General features: G+C 45.0%; 16 protein-coding genes. 8 read left to right on the plus strand and 8 right to left on the minus strand.

Annotated elements, in window-relative coordinates; all coding sequences use genetic code 11:
• Positions 1-174: 174 nt before the first annotated feature.
• The 7 genes from mazG to NG821_RS04100 all read left to right on the plus strand — a co-directional run bounded on the left by mazG (position 175) and on the right by NG821_RS04100 (position 5,831).
• Positions 175-1,143 (plus strand): nucleoside triphosphate pyrophosphohydrolase, encoded by a 969-nt coding sequence (gene mazG / locus NG821_RS04070; protein ID WP_252760387.1) that lies wholly within the window; start codon positions 175-177, stop codon positions 1,141-1,143.
• On the plus strand, positions 1,140-1,703 hold the full coding sequence (locus NG821_RS04075) for a lipocalin family protein (protein WP_252760388.1): 564 nt from the start codon (positions 1,140-1,142) through the stop codon (positions 1,701-1,703). Before mazG ends, NG821_RS04075 begins: the two co-directional genes overlap by 4 nt.
• A gap of 2 nt (positions 1,704-1,705) precedes the next feature.
• Positions 1,706-2,623: a ribonuclease Z gene (locus tag NG821_RS04080; RefSeq protein ID WP_252760389.1), complete on the plus strand. Its 918-nt coding sequence runs from the start codon at positions 1,706-1,708 to the stop codon at positions 2,621-2,623.
• Between the two features lie 196 nt (positions 2,624-2,819).
• Positions 2,820-4,409, plus strand: coding sequence for a L,D-transpeptidase scaffold domain-containing protein (locus NG821_RS04085; RefSeq protein ID WP_252760390.1), 1,590 nt, complete (start codon positions 2,820-2,822; stop codon positions 4,407-4,409).
• On the plus strand, positions 4,406-4,951 hold the full coding sequence (locus tag NG821_RS04090; RefSeq protein ID WP_252760391.1) for an RNA polymerase sigma factor: 546 nt from the start codon (positions 4,406-4,408) through the stop codon (positions 4,949-4,951). Before NG821_RS04085 ends, NG821_RS04090 begins: the two co-directional genes overlap by 4 nt.
• A 61-nt stretch (positions 4,952-5,012) precedes the next feature.
• Positions 5,013-5,387: a hypothetical protein gene (locus tag NG821_RS04095; protein ID WP_252760392.1), complete on the plus strand. Its 375-nt coding sequence runs from the start codon at positions 5,013-5,015 to the stop codon at positions 5,385-5,387.
• A 3-nt stretch (positions 5,388-5,390) separates the two neighbouring features.
• Positions 5,391-5,831, plus strand: coding sequence for a hypothetical protein (locus NG821_RS04100; protein WP_252760393.1), 441 nt, complete (start codon positions 5,391-5,393; stop codon positions 5,829-5,831).
• Between the two features lie 160 nt (positions 5,832-5,991).
• On the opposite strand, the gene NG821_RS04105 is transcribed toward NG821_RS04100, so the two are convergent.
• The 3 genes from NG821_RS04105 to NG821_RS04115 form a co-directional block, all read right to left on the minus strand.
• Positions 5,992-7,293 carry an NCS2 family permease gene (locus tag NG821_RS04105; RefSeq protein ID WP_252760394.1) on the minus strand — a complete coding sequence of 434 codons (1,302 nt, stop codon included), beginning with the start codon at positions 7,291-7,293 and terminating at the stop codon, positions 5,992-5,994.
• 111 nt (positions 7,294-7,404) lie between these two features.
• On the minus strand, positions 7,405-8,241 hold the full coding sequence (gene nudC, locus NG821_RS04110; protein ID WP_252760395.1) for an NAD(+) diphosphatase: 837 nt from the start codon (positions 8,239-8,241) through the stop codon (positions 7,405-7,407).
• A 39-nt stretch (positions 8,242-8,280) separates the two neighbouring features.
• Positions 8,281-10,047, minus strand: coding sequence for a bifunctional metallophosphatase/5'-nucleotidase (locus NG821_RS04115; protein WP_252760396.1), 1,767 nt, complete (start codon positions 10,045-10,047; stop codon positions 8,281-8,283).
• A gap of 100 nt (positions 10,048-10,147) precedes the next feature.
• On the opposite strand from NG821_RS04115, the gene NG821_RS04120 reads away from it, so the two are divergent.
• The gene (locus NG821_RS04120) at positions 10,148-10,879 is read left to right on the plus strand and encodes a DnaJ domain-containing protein (protein WP_252760397.1); all 732 of its coding nucleotides are present in this window, start codon (positions 10,148-10,150) and stop codon (positions 10,877-10,879) included.
• A gap of 260 nt (positions 10,880-11,139) precedes the next feature.
• Here NG821_RS04120 and NG821_RS04125 read toward each other — a convergent pair whose 3' ends face one another.
• From NG821_RS04125 to NG821_RS04145, 5 genes are all read right to left on the minus strand, one after another.
• Entirely contained in the window at positions 11,140-12,390 is a 1,251-nt protein-coding gene (locus tag NG821_RS04125) for a zinc ribbon domain-containing protein (protein WP_252760398.1), read from the minus strand.
• Between the two features lie 100 nt (positions 12,391-12,490).
• Positions 12,491-13,177, minus strand: a complete 687-nt coding sequence (locus tag NG821_RS04130) for a glycoside hydrolase family 25 protein (RefSeq protein ID WP_252760399.1) — start codon at positions 13,175-13,177, stop codon at positions 12,491-12,493.
• Positions 13,178-13,194: 17 nt separating this feature from the next.
• The gene (locus NG821_RS04135) at positions 13,195-13,896 is read right to left on the minus strand and encodes a hypothetical protein (protein ID WP_252760400.1); all 702 of its coding nucleotides are present in this window, start codon (positions 13,894-13,896) and stop codon (positions 13,195-13,197) included.
• 361 nt (positions 13,897-14,257) lie between these two features.
• Complete coding sequence (locus NG821_RS04140) at positions 14,258-15,754, minus strand: UxaA family hydrolase (protein WP_252760401.1); 1,497 nt, start codon at positions 15,752-15,754, stop codon at positions 14,258-14,260.
• A gap of 23 nt (positions 15,755-15,777) precedes the next feature.
• Positions 15,778-16,842 (minus strand): LacI family DNA-binding transcriptional regulator, encoded by a 1,065-nt coding sequence (locus NG821_RS04145; protein WP_252760402.1) that lies wholly within the window; start codon positions 16,840-16,842, stop codon positions 15,778-15,780.
• Positions 16,843-16,927 lie beyond the last annotated feature (85 nt).

A 16,927-nucleotide genomic window follows, 5' to 3' on the forward strand; every position in this document is an offset into this window, starting at 1 on the left:
TTGTAAATATATAATGGTGCAAATTTACTAATTTTCTTCTTAATAGTGAAAAAATCAATGATTTAATCTTTTGTTTTACGAAAATGTGCGAATATATGAGGCATTTATATGAATTATTTTGTACCTTTGTGCTTATCAATAGAACGGAATTTCTGACCAGTAAAACGATATAAAGTGCATAGTAAGGAAGAGAAGTTGGAGGCTTTCGGGAGGTTGATGGATGTACAGCACCGCCTGCGTAAAGAATGTCCTTGGGATCGAAAACAGACTTTTGAGAGCCTGCGTCCTAACACGATAGAAGAGGTCTTTGAACTTTGCGATGCCTTGATGAAAAAGGATTACCGCAATATTATGAAAGAACTTGGCGACGTGATGGAGCATGTCGTCTTTTACTGTCTTATGGGAAATGAGGACAATGAATTTGATATCGCTGACGTTTGTAATCAGGAAGCTGACAAACTGATGTTCCGGCATCCGTTCATAAATTGGTCGAATGGGGCACAGACTCCTGCACAAGGACAACCGAAATGGTCTGTCAGCAATCCGGATCTGAAAATCAATGCCCAGGGACAGGTGGTCTATCGGGATGCCCCTGATCAGCCTTCTGAGTCCGGGGCATCATCGGTTCAAGGAGATAAGAAATCCGGAAATCTGAATGACGAGGTCCGCAACTCCAAACCCTCCAATGCAAGTGAAGTGGAATCGTCTTGGGAACAGATCAAGCAGAAAGAACGGGACGGCAATCAAACGGTCTTGGGCGGTGTGCCCGAAGCTCTGCCTTCCCTCATCAAGGCTTACCGTATTCAGGACAAAGCCCGGAATGTAGGATTTGATTGGAAAGAAAAAGGTGACGTATGGGCAAAGGTCCGCGAAGAGATGGACGAACTGGAGGTGGAACTCCGGAAGGAAGACAAGGACAAATCGACTAGGGAACTGGGAGATGTCTTGTTCTCGGTCATCAATGCGGCCAGACTCTATCACCTTAACCCTGACAATGCACTGGAGCATACGAACCGGAAATTCATCAGACGTTTCAACTATGTGGAAAGAAAAATTAAAGAGACTGGTAAATCCTTTAAAGACGTTACTTTAGAAGATATGGATAAACTTTGGAATGAAGCTAAAAAGGAGGAAAAGGGATGAAGAAAAATATTTTTTTGATAGGTATTGCCCTGATGGGCATCTTGCTGGTGGCAAGTTGTAAAAATAGTGCCAAGCGTTCACAACCAGCCAAGTCGAAAGTGTCTGCCACTACTGACAAGACGGATTCGACACTCTATGGTGTTTGCGGTGATGGGACTGCGATGAACAGCCTCGAATTGATCACAGATGCCGGAGACACCATCAATTATCTGATCGATGATGAAGAAGGTGCTGAACCTGTTGTCAAGGGCGGTCTCTTTGAAGGTGACCGTATGGCTGTGATCGGACATAAAGGAGAAGGTGACTGGATAGCTACCAATGTGATTAACCTGACAGCCCTGATGGGAAAGTGGACGAGCATCGACAAGGATTTTGAGATCCTTGAAGGTGGAACGGTCAAGAGTTTTGTGAAAGAGGAGACGCACCCTTGGACAAGTTGGAAGATCTACAACGGCAGACTGGTGCTGAACAAAGACACCTTCACAATAGACAATCTTGGGGCAGACAGTCTCTATCTGGAGAATCATGCCGGCATTTTTGCCTTTAAGCGTCACAAATAATAGTGGAACCTTTCAAGATACATATTATGGGGTGTGGTTCTGCTATGCCCACATTAAAGCATCACCCCTCTTCTCAGGTCATAGAGATCAGGAACAAACTCTTTATGATTGATTGTGGGGAAGGCACTCAGATCCAGTTGCGTCGTTTCAAAATACGATTCACGAAAATCTCAGCTGTTTTCCTTTCACACCTCCACGGTGACCACTGTTTCGGACTGCTTGGGATGATCAGTACTTTTGGGATGGTCGGCAGAACGGCCACATTGAATATCTATGCCCCGGCATACTATGAACCGATCTTGAAGAAAGAGATCGATTTCTTCTGCCAAGGTCTAGAATTCGATGTGCAATTCCATCCGGTGGATACGAAGAGTCAAAAACTGATATATGAAGACCGGAGCTTGACGGTGGAGACCATACCGTTGGTGCATCGTGTCCCCTGCTGCGGCTATCTTTTCAAGGAGAAACCGACGCTTCCGCATATCAAGAGGGATGTGATCGACTGCTACGAAGTGCCGGTCTCTCAGATCAACAATATAAAAGCCGGTGCAGACTGGACGACCAAAGACGGGGAAGTGATTCCCAATGCTGAGTTCGTGGAACCTGCAGATCCGGCACGCTCTTATGCCTATTGCAGTGATACAAGATATGTGCCTGATCTGTACAAAAGGGTGGAAGGCGTCAGCGTCCTCTATCATGAGTCCACGTATGTCCAGAAAGATGCGGAAAGAGCAAAACTGTATTATCACAGCACCGCACAGCAGGCTGCACAGGTGGCCAAGGACGCAAAGGCCGGAAAGTTGTTGCTGGGTCATTACAGTTCACGCTACGATGACGAGCGTCCGATGCTCAAAGAAGCCCAAGCGGTTTTTCCGAATAGCCATCTGACTCACGAAGGAGACGTTTTTGAGGTGGGTTGAAGATCATCGGGATTTGAAAGTCGCATCGGAAGGATTGGACTGGAAATGTCGTGATTTTTATATCTAGGCACCAAATTCTAATCGATGTGGGCATTGGCTGAATACAGATGAGGAAAGAAGTCCTTTTTATTTCTAGGGAACGGATCGTAAGGTAAGAGAAAAGAATGTCCGCCGGAGCTTAATGAAGTTATCAATTGTGAAATTATTTAGATTCTTTTTGCTGGTCATCTGCTTGCTTGGCAGTCTCACGGCATGTAACAATAAATTAGCAAATCCTAATACACAACTATCGCTTCATTCATACAGTGAATTAAGATCGGATACATTGACTTTGAGTCCGTCTCGCGTTCGGGCAGAGATTGATAGTTGTATTGCCCATGATGAGGATTCATTGACCACTGATTATCGGATTCGCCAGTATTATCTGAATAGGGGAGATTTTCTATGGATAGACAGAAAAGGTGTTGATGCACGTGCAGATACCGTGCTTTCCTGGTTGAAGACGGTCAAGGATATGGGGTTCTCGCTGAAGAAGTTCCATGTCCGTCAGATCGAGCGTGATTTGCAGAGGATCCGCAGTTTACAATTTGATCATGTGAATAATATCAATGTTGTCATGGGTCGTTTGGAATACAATCTGAGTAAAGGCTTTTTCCGCTATGCGGTGGGCCAACGCTTTGGATTTATGAATCCTGATTATGTATTCAATCATCTTGAACCTTCAGAGGAGTCCTCTTCTGACAGTCAGGCTGTGACGAACTATTTGCAGCTCTTCGCTCTCCCCATGGAACACGCTACAAAGGCCTTTTATCAGTTGTCTCTCCGGAAGGTCAAACAGGACAGTATATCGGAATTCCTGCGTACTGTTCAACCCAAGAGTCCTTTCTACAACAGACTGTTGGCTCTCCTGAAGACTGCGCAGGGTAGGAGAGAAAGGAATCTGATCCTTTGCAATATGGAAAGGTGCCGCTGGCGGTTAAAGGATTATCCTCAAAGGCATCGGAAATATGTCGTCGTCAATATCCCATCCTTTGCCCTTCATGCTGTAGACGGCACCTCTGATCTGGTGATGCGTGTGGGCTGTGGAACAAGTGTGACTAAAACACCGCTGCTGATGAGCGCTGTGAAACGAATGGATATCAACCCGCAATGGATCGTGCCGAAGAGCATCATCAAGAAAAGTATCGTCCAACATGCCGGAGATAATGCCTATTTCCAAACCAAGAGGTTTTTTATCCTGGAGAGGTCAAGCGGGGAGACTGTTGATCCCCGGCGGACGACCAGGGCAATGCTCCTGAGTCCTGACTATGCTGTGATACAAGAAGGGGGGAAGGAAAACTCATTAGGGCGGATCATCTTCCGATTCAATAATGATTTCTCCATTTACCTCCACGATACGTCTTCCAAGGAATTCTTCTCACAGGAAAACAGGGGTGTGAGCCATGGTTGTGTCAGAGTGCAGAAACCATTTAAATTGGCGGTCTTCCTCTTGGGTAAAAAGGATCCTCACTTGATAGAACGGATTCGCTATTCCATGTCTGCTGATATCTCTTCCGTTCAGCATCATCTGTATGACGGGCAGGACCAAAAGGAAGACGGTGAGGATGAGGGCAAGGATGACCTCAATCACCACTTGCTGCTCAATACCGTGAGCGTACGTCCCCCGGTCCCTATCTATATCATTTATTATACCCTCTATCCGGGGAAAGACGGACAACTTAAAAGATATGACGATATTTACAGTTATGATCGTGTGATTCTACATTTTCTAAGGAATTATCAGTGAATAAAGACGACGCAGAAATCTTAAGGCTACTTAGATCTCCCGATACATGTAGAAAAGGATTTGAGAGACTAGTCAAAGTGTACAGTGAACCACTGTACTGGAAAGTGCGTCATATCGTCTTAAGTCATGAGGACACTGACGATGTCCTACAGAACACCTTCCTCAAGATCTGGTCGAAGTTGTCTCAATTCCAAGGGAAGTCCAATCTCTCGACTTGGGTCTATCGGATAGCGATCAATGAAGCTCTCGACTGCCTCCGCCACAGAAAGAATATTTCTGAACTCAGTTCTGATGATCAGATGACCATGGCAAACCGCCTTTTGGCAGATGACTATTTTGACGGTGATGAAGCTGAAGCCTTGCTTCGTGAGGCCATAGCCCGCCTGCCGGAAGTCCAGCGGATCGTCTTCAATCTCCGCTATTACGAGAAGATGAGGTATTCTGAGATGAGTCAGGTCTTGAACACTTCTGAGGGAGCGCTGAAAGCAAGTTATCATCTGGCAGTTCAGAAGATTACAAAATTTTTGAAATTGAATGATTAAACTTTTGATTTCTATACACGTCTAATCATAAAGGAGAAGATATTAGAATATGAATAAGGATATGAAAGAAGAGTCTATAGAGCGCATGTTTGGGAGAAAACACCCTTTCAAGGTACCTGAGGGATACTTTGAACAATTCCCTGCGCGACTGATGGCTGCATTGCCGGAACAGCAAAAGCCTCTTTCTATTGCTTCTGCTCATGTTTCGAAAGTACGGTTATTACACAAATTCCATATATGGCAGATTGGTGTTGCTGCCGCAAGTGTCATTGCTGTTCTGTTTACCTTGAATCTGCTCTTTTTCAGAAAGAGTGCCCAACCTGTACAGAGAGCTCAGAATCCCAGCGTTAATATGGCGGTGGACCAGGCTTTTGATTTTGGTATGATAGATAATGAGGATATCTATACAGACTTGGCTGATAATGAAAGTCATTAGATAATGAAAAGGAAATTATTTATACTTTTGATTTTTGTAATGGGGGTATTCTACTTTGCCTCCGGTTTTGACGGCAATGGCTTTAATCCTGCCCGTTTCCAGATGGAAATGGAGCAATATATCGTGACAAGGGCTGGACTGACACCTTTGGAAGCTTCTAAATTCTTCCCTGTCTATAGGGAATGGAAAGCGAAAGAGCGAAGTTATTTCGAACAATTGAGACTTTATCGGCATATCAACAGTAAGGATCCGCGCGTATGCACGGAGGCTATCCACAAGCGGGATCAGATAGATATCAATATCAAAAAGTTACAAATGATCTATCATAGGAAGTTCTTGAAGATATTGCCTGCTACGAAAGTGTATCAGATCGTTCGTGCTGAAGATAAATTCCATCGGCAGGCTTTCTGCAAATTTATATTCCAAGGTAAAGGCTTCAGATAGAAAGACGTCATACGCTTTGCCCGAAGTGGGGTATGGCGGGATAATGAGCGAAAGAAAATCCCCGTATCTTCGGGAATGAGTTAAAAATTAATAGTTCTGTCCTATAGAGTGTCGAATCCCTATAGGACAGAATTGTTTTAAAGATACTTTGAAAACACTTCTATTTGAATACAAAACTGAGAATGAACAGAATGCTTAGAATGATAAGCGTAGGATTCAACGTTTTGTATTTTCCGGTACAGATTTTGATGACGACATAACTGAGGATTCCGAGTGTGATGCCGTCGGCTATCGAATAGCAGAGGACCATCGTGATCATGGTGATGAAGGCGGGGAAGGCTTCACTGACTTCCGTCAGATCGATCTTCTTCATACTGTCAAGCATCAGGACACCGACCAATACCAAAGCCCCACTGGTAGCTGCGCTGGGAATGATCAGGAAGATGGGACTCAGAAACAAACTGACGAGGAATAAGGCGCCTACGACAAAACTGGTGACACCGCTTTTTCCTCCTTCTGCAATTCCACTGGCACTTTCAATGTATGTCGTAATGGTAGAACTACCCAGGAAAGCACCGCAAGTGGTGCCGATGGCATCGCTCATCATCGCTTCTTTAACATGAGGAATAGTCCCGTCAGACTTGACGATACCTGTTTTCTGTGCCAACCCTACCAGCGTACCTACAGTATCAAAGATGTTGACGATCAGGAGTGTAAAAACAGTGATGACAGTCTGGAAGTTCATCAGCCCGTTAAAATCGAATTTGCAAAATATCGGCATCAGGCTTTGAGGAGCGCTCACGGGCAGCCACCCTTTTGTAAAAGAAGTGACCCCCATTGGAATGCCGATGACTGTGGTGATGATGATGCTGTAGAATAAAGATCCTTTCACCTTACGCGCCATCAGAACAGAACTCAGGAGTATGGCCAGTACACCGAGCAACATTGGTCTTGTGAAGTTGCCCAGACCTACAAAGGTACCGGGTTTGGCTACAATAATGCCGGCATTCTTCAAACCGATGAAGGCGATGAACATACCTATACCTGTACTGATCGCATACCGGAGATTCTGAGGAATAGAATTCAAAATAATTTCCCGGACATTCAGGAAGGTGATCAAAAGGAAGATGACGCCCTCAATAACCATGATGGCAAGTGATTGCTGCCAGGTATAGCCGATGGCCTGACACATCGTGTAAGCGAAAAATGCATTCAGTCCCATCGAGGGCGCTTGGGCAAAGGGGAGTTTAGCCATAAAGGCTAACAACAGGGTGGCAATGGCAGCTGCGATGACTGTTCCGGTAAAAAGAGCAGCTTTTTCCATACCTGTGGTCGAGAGAACAGCCGGGTTAACGGCCAGAATGTAACTCATCGTAAGAAAAGTTGTAGCACCGGCTACGACTTCTGTCTTCAGGTTCATGCTTTTGGGATCAAATCCCAAAGCCTTTTCTAAGAATTTCATTTCTATTATAAATTGCTGTAATCTGCACTTTTCTCGATGGACTCCGGTATCCGCCACAACGTTCTTCTGTATCTCTGTGAACAAATGCCCTTTGTCGTGGTATTCGGGCGCTCAGCCTTTCTGGGTTATTTTGTCTGCAGGAGTTGTTTTCTTCAGCCAGTCATCCAAGATCATACGTGCGATACTTAATTTCTCAGGTATCATCGGGAGATTGTCTTTGGTAAACCAAGTTCCTCCACTCAGTTCTTCCTTTTGCAGATGCACTTCGCCACTGACATAATCGGCATTGTATCCGACCATCAACCCACAGGGATAAGGCCATGGCTGAGAACCGAAATAGCGGAGATTCGTGATCTTCAGAGAGGTCTCCTCCCTGACTTCACGGTACACAGCTTCTTCAAGTGTTTCTCCCGTTTCCACAAAACCGGCTACCAAGCCGTAAAAGTCCGACTTGAAATTGCGGGCATGTACCAAAAGGACTTCATCACCTCTATGGACAAGTACGATAATGGCAGTAGCTAACTGCGGCCATACTTCTTTACCGCAATTCGTACACCTCTTGCTGATGTCTGTATGCATCTTCATCGGTGCACCGCAAACCCCGCAAAACTGTGTGTTCTTGTCCCAATAAAGGAGTTCGCTGCATTTGCCTGCTTCCAGATAGAGGTCAAAGGGGATTTTATAGTAACTGGACCGAAGGCTGCACATCTCATAATGATCATTATCAGACATGACCTGCCCCGGATATTTGCTCAGGAATGTCTTGGAAGGATCATCGACACTGAATGTCTTGATCTCCATACCCGCTTTCGTCGGTGCGATATTCATGACATGTGTCCAGGGTTTGATCAGAACCGGTGATTCTTCGGAACGAGGTATGTCGTAATGCCCGTCAGGGAACTTTTCTAGTAATATATCACTCTTGCAAAATACAAACCAATATTTCATTTTTCTAATACTTATTTTAAATAGATAGGAGAGAGAATATCATTTTTCTTCTGCCGCAGTAAGTGGTCTGGAGAACAACAGTTGTTTGTCGCGTGCGATGGCAGGTTTGGTCCATTTTTCAGGAATAAAGCGCCAGTTGTTATGGGCTTTGGGATCCATGACGCCTGCACTCTCAATTTCTTTCATCAGATAGTAGCGCTGGTCCTTTTCACTTTCAAAAATGATGCGCTTCTTCAGTTCTTCCATGGAGATACCCGCACCTTTGGTCAGGAGCTCTCCTCCGCCGTTGCCTCTATAACTGTTCATGGCAACTTTGTACCATTTTTTCAGGTCGAAAGGTTGTCCGTTACTCATCCTGAGGATATGGACTTTCTGACCATCAGGTTTGGTTACGTCAACGGTATAGTCGATGCCTACGGCAGAATCAAAATTGAAGGCTAAGTTCTTGAACATATATCTTTCTGCACCGTTATTCTGATGATCACTGAGGAGCATGATATGGTCATCGGGGCTTTTCATCGTGTTGACCCATTGATCATAACTCATTTCCAGATGTTTCCTGATTTCATCACCGGTCATCCTGACGGTATAGATCTGATTCTCATACCGATAAAGATTGAAAAGGTCACTGACGTGGACGTCTCCTGCCTGGATACTTGCATCAAAAGACAAGGGAGCGTTGAAAGAGATATCTGCTCCGGTGATTTTCAATTGCAGGTCTTGGATGAAGTCGGAAAATGGGGCACTGCCAAAATAGCAATCCTTTGTGTAGATACTGTGCTTGAAGGTGCCGACCTTGCGACCGACAAATGCCTTGACACTATCGATCTCTGGTTGGAAGTGCTTGATAAAGGCGGGGTCTGATACCTCGTTGCAGACATTGACGAGTTGCCCTGTTACATTGGTCTTCAGCGTGACAGGACTTTCACCGTCAGAGACAGTAAGGGAGATCTGTGCATCGCTGACATAAAGGGCATTACAACTCGGATCGAGGCAAAGGACGTCTTTGCCTGTGATGTCGTTCTTGACGACGTCCTGATGGAGGGTATGGTCATGACCGTATAGGATGAGGTCGAATCCCGGCACTTGTTTCGCCACCTCCATAGATGCATTCTCATCAAACTTCTCATTATGGATGCCCCCTTCTTTACCGCTGTGGAAGAGTCCGATGATCAGGTTGGGCTGTTCATGCGTTTTCAGGTAGTTGACCCAATAGCGGCATGACTTGACCATATTGTCGAAATATAGTCCTTTCCACAGATTCTCATTGAGCCAATTGGGAATGGCATCTGTGATCATCCCCAGAACAGCTATTTTTATGCCGTCGCGCTTGATGATCGTATAAGGATGGACGTATGGCTGTTTGGTCTGTGAGGATACGATGTTGGCTCCAAGTATCGGGCATTTCACCTCTCTGATCCATTTGTCATAGACCGGGTGTCCCGTCTCTACATCATGATTGCCCATTGTCTCCGCATCATAACGCATATAATTCACGACACTGGCGGCAACATTGGGTTGATCTGTCTTGACGTAATTACAATAGTAACAGGTCGGTTGACCTTGCAGGATATCACCGTTGTCTAATAATATAAGGTGATCGCCGTATTTTGTTCTCAGGGAATCTACATAAGTGACGACCCGTGCCAATGAGCCCTCTTTAGGCTTCTGATTGATGAAATCATACGGAAAGAAACTTCCATGAACATCACTCGTCTCAATCACTCGTAGATTGACTGTTCTCGTTTGTGCCATAGTTGGTAAACTTAGTGAGATTGCCAGAAGGCTAATTATCAATTCTTTCATCTGACATTATTTGATTACAATGCAAATTTAATAAATAAAGTTGGATTTGGTATACTTTTTGTTGGATATCTTATCGTAATTAAAGGAGGATAAAAGAGATATGGCATTTATAGATTATTATAAAATTCTGGGTGTTGATAAAAGCATTCCACAGAAAGATATTCATGAGGCATACCTGAAAAGGGTAAAGCAGTTTCACCCCGATCTTCATCCTGATGACCCGAAGGCAAAGGCAAAGTTTCAGGCTCTGAATGAGGCTTACGAGGTCCTTTCAGATCCGAAGAAACGGGCCAAATACGACAAGTACGGCGAGCAGTGGCGCAATGCTGATGCATTCGATCAGAGTCGTACTTCCGGAGGCTTCGGTCAAGGTGCCGCAGGTGGCAATCCTTTTGAAGGTTTTGATTTCGAAAGCTTCGGGGGTGGAGGAGGCGGCTTCTCCAGTTTCTTTGAAGACCTGTTTGGAGGGAGCGGGCGTCGTACACACTTCCGTACATCATCCAATGGCTTTGGCGGCGGTTTTGGGAACTTCGGGAGTGCAGGTTTCGAAAACGCCCGTCAGAGTACTGGCGAAATGGATGCGAAGGTGAATATTGATTTGTATACTGCCCTGCTGGGTGGCGAAATCCTGATCCAGTTGAGCAACGGACATAAGATCAAACTGAAGATTAAACCTGAAACGCAGAACGGCACCAGAGTACGTGTTCGCGGCAAAGGCTATGATCGCGGTGACGGCACATATGGGGATTTGATCATTACCTATAATGTGAAATTGCCTACAAACCTTACCGAACATCAGAAGGCACTGCTTCGCGAAATGCGTCAAGGCTAAAAGATGAAGTGGAATGAAGGGAATCTGGAAACAGAATGCTTTGCTGAAAAGGCATGAAGGACAGACTCCTTGAGGAAGCAAGAGGTAACATCATATTAAAAGGCTGGAACTCAATAAATCTTATTGGATTCCAGCCTTTTCTTTTAGATCAAGTTTGTCAACAACCCTTGGACTCTTACGGGTGTGAAGAGTTGTATCTCATTAAGGATCATCTGACGTTATCTTATCACTATATGCCGAGGAACATCCCTTGCAACTTATCAGAGGATGATCCTGACCATGTTGAATGAACTGATTTTACTATCCGGTGAGACTGTAGCGCTGATACGGAACTGTGACTGTGAAGGTTGTGACGGATCTGTACTGTTGACACTTTGATTGGCAGAGAACTGTACCTGATATTGGTACTTGTCGTCTCCAACGCTGGTCTTCTTGATTTTATAATCATTGTTGATCCGCCAGTTCATGTTGACAACATTGTCTTTCCAGAGTTTATGTATAAAACTGGCGACGTCATCTTTACCGGCGTTGCTCTTCCCTAAGAAAGAAGTCATGACATCTTCCACTTGCGATGTTGCCTGGTCATCATTCCGGGAATTGATTCCTTGGAAGAATTTGCGGAAGAGGGCGCTGATCATCTGTTTTTCTACCGGCTGGAGTTGTTTCTGCTGCACCTTCTCCATGCTCTCATGAGCCAGATTGGCGAAGGCTCCCTGTGGATGTTCTTTCAGATAAGTTTGATAACTCTCTGCCGTATTGTCATTGTGTGCATCCCGCCAGTCTAAAGAGTCAATTTTGGCAAGGGCCTCCTTGGCGTGTATGGAATGTGGAAAATTCTGCAGGTAGTCTTCCAATGCACCCTTCGAATCTCTCATCACGGCATTTGTCCATTCCTGCTCATTCTGTTTGATTTTCATCAGATGGTTCTGGACGGAATCCAAATGGTCTTCAGGGGCATTCTTGTAGGTATCCAAATAACTTTGCAAGACTGTAGGATCTGTACTCTTCATCGCATATTCATAGTCCTGTTCCTCCTTATTGTCCTGCGCTGTCGCATAGAAATGGTACATGAGGCCAAAGGCGAAAAGCGCGATGATGACACCAATGACGATATAGACGGTATTCCCGTTTTTCTTCTTTCCCTTTGGAGGATAATTTCCTTTTCCGGGTCCCTTAGGAGGAACTGACGGTCTTTCAGGTTGACTGGAATACTGTGGGGCAGTATGCCCAACAGGTCTTGTTGTACTTTTTGGGGGTAGGTTGTCGTTCCTGACAGGAGTCGGCTGTGAATGTACGGGACTGACTGGTGCAGAAGTTATTGGGTTTTGGGGAGTCGTACTCAGTTTGGTGGGGCGATGGCAGTTAGGGCACATCTCTTCATTAGAGAAATACACTTCTCCACAATTCGGACAACGTATGATTTTTCCTGCTATTTCTACTCCGCAATTGGGGCAAACGGGTGCTTTGTCACTAATCTGATGACCGCACTCCGGACACTTGATAATAGCCATATCTTATATTATAAAAAACTAAAATCCTGCTCTTATTCAGTATAACGGCAGGACTTATCAATCGTATTATTGTTATTAGAACCAAATTATCGTCATCTCATTACCGGTGCCGGAATCTGATCTCTCGCAATCTATGACGTCCCATAAACCGGCTCATATCGACATAGCCGTTGATGCCATCCAACCGGCCCTTACCTGTGTACTGCCACAACTCAAAGTCACGGCCGTCTGCAAGTCTGGGTAAACGGCTTGTGTACTGGGCGATCATCAATTTGTAATTATCTACTTTTCCTGCCAGGTTCTGATTGTAGAAATTAGCTCCCGTATAAATGAGAGGTTTTTGCCGGTAAGTTCTTTCGATGAGTCTGAGAAACTTGAAGAGACTGTCACAGAATTCTTCCTCAGATAATCCACTCCTGGTCTCTATATCGACCATAGGAATCAGGTCCTGGTCCCCCGGACGGCACTGTGACAAGAAATTGTCCAACTGCTGTTGCTGGGAATATCGGGGACGGTAAAAGTGGTATGAGCCAACCTTCAAACCTTGTCTGTGCGCAAGGTCGATATTTTCCTGATATTTGCTGTCGATTCTCGAGCCGCCTTCTGTCGCTTTCAAATAGACATAAGCTACTCTTGAATTTCCTACACTTTCCCAAAAGACTGTACCCTGATAATGACTCAAGTCAATACCTTCGATAGAGCGGCACGTATCACTGTAAACAGACTGCTGTGCCTGAAGCGATAAGAGAGTAAATATACTGAACAAAAATAATAATAATCTCTTCATGAACGCAAAGGTACTAACTATTCTTCAATTTCAGATAAGGAACGTGCAAAATTATGTAAAAAGTTGAATATGGTTTCTACAGGCGCATATTCAAAATAGCGCATGCTTTGCTTGAGATTACGCCATAAAACTTTATTGTTGTTATGCACGAATCCCATATTGTTTTGACGGAAATGCCACTCTTTGGTCAGATCTTCCCATGAGTTGCACAGGGACCTGATCGTCAGTCCGTCTGCTCCATTCTCAATGTGATGGACAAAAGGGACCTCATCTTCATCGAAATGAAAGAACTTGATGAGGATACTGCCCTCGAGTTGTGCGATGCGTACAATATGAAGTTTACCGAGCCATTTATCCAGTTTAATCCAATCTATTTTACCCCCGTTCTCACTTCGGAGGTACTTGCCGAGTTGAATAATACCCTTGAAACTGACCCCGTAATTCAGCATGGCATTGATGTTGGATACGATGATGCGGAGTAAGTTGATGGTCTCTACACTGGTGTCAATGGCATGGCGTTCATGCTGTTCAATATTATTTAACTTCTTTTCCAGGAAGGGGGTTGTCAGAGTGACTGTTCCTTCTTTTGAATCGGCAACATTACTTAACAACGCTTCGAGTTTTTTAATCTTGAACCGGGTCATCGGTTCCAATACTTCACCTGATTGGAAATACTGGGAACGCAGTTTCTTAAAAACATTTCTCTGTATAAAATTCATAACTCAACCGATTTTGTTCCGGACAATTCCTCTTCTCCCTGTTTTCAGGCAGGAGGTTTGACGTAGGGTAGAAAGGCATCCCTCTTTCGAATGATGGGTCAGTGGATTCCGCTGATCTCTTTTCAGTGGGATAGGAACGTCTTTCTGTCTTCCCAGAGACACGACTTGCCGTCCCGAAATAGTCTGGGGGCGGCTGAAGTCATGATGGATTGTTCTGTATCTCTATGTATTTGACGTGGACAACTATAAAACTCCACGTCTGTTATCTTTCAATTGTTTTCTTTTCTAATATTCTGATTTTGCGTTTGATGAAAATGGTTCTGAGGACCGTCTGAAAATATTCCTGATGGCCGTCGTTGTCTCAGAGTGTGACACCGTTCTTGAAAATGGCTATACTCTGATAAGCGTTTCTCTCGTTTTTAGTTTGCTCCCCGCTGGCAACGGAGAGGACTTTGTCAACGAAACGGTCTCTCAACAGTTTCATGTCAGTACCTTCAACGAGAACACCGGCATTGAAGTCCAGCCAATTCGGTTTACTTTGATAGAGCGTGCTGTTGGACGCAATCTTTATGGTTGGGACAAAGGTGCCGAAAGGCGTTCCTCTGCCTGTCGTAAAGAGGACGATCTGACAACCGGCCGCAGCCAGGGCTGTAGAAGCGACCAAATCATTTCCAGGGGAAGACAGGAGGTTGAGTCCGTTAGTTTTCAAGCGCTCTCCATATTTGAGGACACCACTGATCAGGGCTTTCCCGCATTTCTGTGTGCAGCCCAGGGCCTTGTCTTCAAGCGTAGAGATGCCGCCTGCTTTATTTCCGGGGGAAGGGTTTTCCCCTACAGGCTGACCATGAGAAAGGTAATATTCTTTGAATCCATTGATCATATCAACTGTTTGATGAAACAGCTCCGGTGTCTTGCAACGGTTCATCAGAATCGTTTCTGCACCGAACATCTCAGGTACTTCTGTCAGGATGGTTGTACCGCCCTCAGAAACAAGATAGTCGGAGAATTCTCCGACGAGGGGGTTTGCCGTTATCCCGCTGAACCCATCGGATCCTCCACATTTCAAACCCACGCGCAGGTGACTAACAGGCACTTCCGTACGTTTGTCGTGGCGGGCTTTCTCGTAAAGTTGACGGAGGATTTTCATTCCAACCTCCAATTCGTCTCCTTGCACTTGTTGTGCGATGAGGAGTTTTATGCGGTCATGGTCGTAGTCTCCCAAAGATTCCATGAAAGGCCCCGGCTGATTGTTCTCACAACCCAGGGATAGGACCAATACTCCTCCTGCGTTAGGGTGGAGGCACAGGTCATGGAGAATCTTTTTCGTATTCTCATGATCATCTCCCAATTGAGAGCAACCGTAGTTATGGACCCACGCATGAACACCGTCGATCCCGTCAAGATGGGTCTCCTCCTTCAATTGTTGGGCCAGGTGCTCGGCAATCCCGTTTACACATCCCACAGTAGGAACGATCCATATCTCATTGCGTGTACCCACTTCGCCTGAACTGCGGACATAGCCTTGGAAAGTCTTGTGATCTTTAGGGTTGTTCTCCGAATAGGTTACGGGACGATAAGTGTATTCGAGGGTTCCTGAAAGATTCGTCTTCAGGTTGTTCTCATTGACCCATTGGCCCGCTTTCAAGTCTTCTTTTGCATGGCCTATGGGATAGCCATATTTGATGACGTTCTTGTCGCGGGCGACATCTTCCGTCAAAACTTTATGCCCCGAGGGGGTATCTTGCAATACAGTGATGGTCTTGCCGTCTATATTGATCGTCTCCCCCTTTTTAAAAGGCCGGAGACAGACCACAACATTGTCAGCAGAATTAATTTTAATAAAACTCGATTGTTTCATTTCATAGTTTGTTTAGTAGTTGTTTATAATTGTGTTCTTTTATAGAAGTCCACATTCTCTTTCGTGAGGAGTTCTATAGGCATATAGTTGACAGGTTGTATCTTTTTCTTGAGGACGATGGCTCTGAAGAGTGCGTCTACACAGTAGTAGCCCTGCATATAGGCATGTTGTGCGATCAGGAAGGAGATGCTTCCGGACTTCAGGCATCTGGCATTTTTCCCTACCATATCGTAACCCATGATCTGAATATCACGACGGTTGGTCATCAAGAGAAAATCGCCGATGATATGGGCTTTGGAACTGAGGGTGATACAATGGTGCACATCGGGATGAGACGTAAAGAAGTCTTCCAGAATCTTGTCGTACTCCTTACGTGTATTATCCAGCGGAAGTTGCAGTTCCGTAATCTTGATATGAGGAAAGTGATCGTGCATATAATGTCTGAATCCGACCTCTCTGTTATCCTGCTGTTTGCTGACCACTTGTCCGTTCTTGGTCAATTTCATCAGCATGATTTCTTTTTCATCCGAAGCGATGAGCATCAGCATCTTTGCTGCAAAGTAACCGCTGCAGAAGGAATCCTGCCCATAAAAAGCCAAAGGTTTGAGATCGGGCATATAGGAGTCGAGAAAGATGAAAGGAATGTTATTCTCATGCAGTTTGTCTGTGAAGAGACGCGTGGTATCGAGTTTTGTTGGAACCAGGATGACACCATCCGGCTTTTTCTGGAAGACCTCTTCACACTCAGCCTTAAATGAGGCATCGTCATAGCGGTTGTAATGCACGATCTCCACGCTGATATGAAAATCCCGTCTTACCTCTTCGCATTTCTTTGCCCCGTCTTCTATTTCTGCCCAGTAAGCCTCATATTCATGTTGGGGAATCAGCAAATAGAAGACATATTCCTTATTGTAGGCCAAGGCACTGGCATACATATTAGGCTGATAGTTCATTTCCTTCAACGCCTGTTCTACTTTTGCCCTTGCCGGTTTTGACACATTAGGGCGATCGTGTAATACCCTGTCGACAGTTCCTACAGAGACACCGGCTCTTTCAGCTATATCTTTGATTCTAATCTTTACGGACATGATAATAGTAAAATTGAGTTAATGTTTCGCACGACCGTTCCTTATCTTTCAGGAACAGTCTGTTTTGTCTACTTGACGCATTTGG

The sequence above is a fragment of the Segatella cerevisiae genome, from assembly GCF_024054555.1.
Classification (GTDB): Bacteria; Bacteroidota; Bacteroidia; order Bacteroidales; family Bacteroidaceae; genus Prevotella; species Prevotella cerevisiae.

What these genes read in the sequence shown, in the direction of transcription:
- NG821_RS04075 (WP_252760388.1), top strand. Translation starts at nt 1,140, where the DNA reads ATGAAGAAAAATATTTTTTTGATAGGTATTGCCCTGATGGGCATCTTG.
- NG821_RS04095 (WP_252760392.1), top strand. Translation starts at nt 5,013, where the DNA reads ATGAAAGAAGAGTCTATAGAGCGCATGTTTGGGAGAAAACACCCTTTC.
- NG821_RS04100 (WP_252760393.1), top strand. Translation starts at nt 5,391, where the DNA reads ATGAAAAGGAAATTATTTATACTTTTGATTTTTGTAATGGGGGTATTC.
- NG821_RS04105 (WP_252760394.1), bottom strand. Translation starts at nt 7,293, where the DNA reads ATGAAATTCTTAGAAAAGGCTTTGGGATTTGATCCCAAAAGCATGAAC.
- nudC (WP_252760395.1), bottom strand. Translation starts at nt 8,241, where the DNA reads ATGAAATATTGGTTTGTATTTTGCAAGAGTGATATATTACTAGAAAAG.
- NG821_RS04115 (WP_252760396.1), bottom strand. Translation starts at nt 10,047, where the DNA reads ATGAAAGAATTGATAATTAGCCTTCTGGCAATCTCACTAAGTTTACCA.
- NG821_RS04120 (WP_252760397.1), top strand. Translation starts at nt 10,148, where the DNA reads ATGGCATTTATAGATTATTATAAAATTCTGGGTGTTGATAAAAGCATT.
- NG821_RS04125 (WP_252760398.1), bottom strand. Translation starts at nt 12,390, where the DNA reads ATGGCTATTATCAAGTGTCCGGAGTGCGGTCATCAGATTAGTGACAAA.
- NG821_RS04130 (WP_252760399.1), bottom strand. Translation starts at nt 13,177, where the DNA reads ATGAAGAGATTATTATTATTTTTGTTCAGTATATTTACTCTCTTATCG.
- NG821_RS04135 (WP_252760400.1), bottom strand. Translation starts at nt 13,896, where the DNA reads ATGAATTTTATACAGAGAAATGTTTTTAAGAAACTGCGTTCCCAGTAT.
- NG821_RS04140 (WP_252760401.1), bottom strand. Translation starts at nt 15,754, where the DNA reads ATGAAACAATCGAGTTTTATTAAAATTAATTCTGCTGACAATGTTGTG.
- NG821_RS04145 (WP_252760402.1), bottom strand. Translation starts at nt 16,842, where the DNA reads ATGTCCGTAAAGATTAGAATCAAAGATATAGCTGAAAGAGCCGGTGTC.